This is a genomic window from Micromonospora sp. NPDC047740, assembly GCF_043204735.1.
Classification (GTDB): domain Bacteria; phylum Actinomycetota; class Actinomycetes; order Mycobacteriales; family Micromonosporaceae; genus Micromonospora.
This window is the reverse complement of the sequence record NZ_JBIDCT010000054.1, coordinates 1-1,434: the sequence shown is the minus strand read 5'-3', so window position 1 is coordinate 1,434 and position 1,434 is coordinate 1. Positions and strand designations below refer to the sequence as shown.

Annotated in this window: 1 protein-coding gene; it reads left to right on the top strand. The window is 67.8% G+C overall.

The window, feature by feature from the left end; translation table 11 throughout:
• The first annotated feature begins 171 nt into the window (after positions 1-171).
• On the top strand, positions 172-1,413 hold the full coding sequence (locus ACGF4F_RS37350) for an IS701 family transposase (protein ID WP_393085261.1): 1,242 nt from the start codon (positions 172-174) through the stop codon (positions 1,411-1,413).
• Positions 1,414-1,434: the final 21 nt, after the last annotated feature.

The following is a 1,434-nucleotide window of genomic DNA, read 5'->3' as shown; positions in this document are numbered from 1 at the left end:
TAGTACTCCAGCCGGGGATGTTGACCTTGGCTGAGCTGTGGCGTGATGCGGCGCGGGAACGAGGGCAGCCACCGTCGATCATGGACGGTTGTGTGGACTGACCATGACGCAGCGGTGGCTGCCGGATACAGGGTAGACGCCCAACGATGGCGGATGTTGTTCGACGACCTACTGTTCACTGTCGGCCAACGTTTCCGCAGGCCGGAGCCCCGGCGACGGGTACGGGACTTTGTCCGGGGCCTGCTGGCGCCGCTACCGCGTAAGAACTGCTGGACGATCGCTGAACACGCCGGCGACGCCGGTCCGGACGGGATGCAGGACCTACTGACCCGGGTGAAGTGGGACGACGTGGCGGTCCGCGCCGACGTGCGTGAGTTCGTCTGCGAGCAGTTCGGCGACACCGAAGCGGTACTGGTCATCGACGAGACCGGTGATCTGAAGAAGGGCCGGCACACCGTCGGCGTTCAGCGGCAGTACTCCGGCACCGCCGGAAAGATCGAGAACTGCCAGCTCGCCGTGCATCTGGTCTACGCCACCGAGGTGGTTCACGCGATGCTCGACGCAGCCCTCTACCTCCCGAAATCGTGGTGCGACGACACGCAACGCCGGGCTGAGGCGGGTGTCCCGGAGCAGGTGCGGTTCGCGACCAAGCCGCAGCTGGCGTCCCGGATGATCGAGACCGCGGTCACCGCCGGGCTGCCCTGCCGCTGGGTGGCCGGCGACGAAGCCTACGGCGCTGACCCGCGCCTGGCCGCCCGGCTTCGTCAGTTGCAACTGGGCTACGTCCTGGCGGTGGCCTGCTCGCATCAGGTGACCACCAGCCTCGGTGTCTACCGCGTGGACGCGCTGGCCACGGGACTGCCCGCTTCTGCCTGGCAGCGCGTGTCCGCCGGTCGAGGCGCCAAGGGACACCGCTACTACGACTGGTCCTTCACCGCCCTACCCGCCCACCGCGACCAGCACGGCGGACACCACTGGCTCCTGATCCGCCGCAACCGGACAACCGGCGAGCTGGCCTTCTACCGCTGCTGGTCATCCGAACCCGTCCCGCTGCACACCCTCGTCACAGTGGCCGGGCGCCGCTGGAAAATTGAAGAGTCGTTCCAAGCCGCGAAGACCGGCCTCGGCCTCGACCAGCACCAAAACCGCCGCTGGACGTCCTGGCACCGCTGGACCACCCTGGCGATCCTCGCCCACGCCTTCCTCGCCGCTGCCACCGCTCACCGCGACCGGCCCGACCCAGCCGGGCTGATTCCGCTAACCGTCAACGAGCTACGCCACCTGTTCAACGTCCTGATCATCGAGCCCACCCGCCGCCACACCGACCCCTTGCTCTGGTCGATCCGCCGACGCCGCCACCAAGCCCGCGCCATGAACAGCCATTACGCCCGACAAGCCCTTATCGAGCCGTGATCACGATCCCCGGCTGGAGTA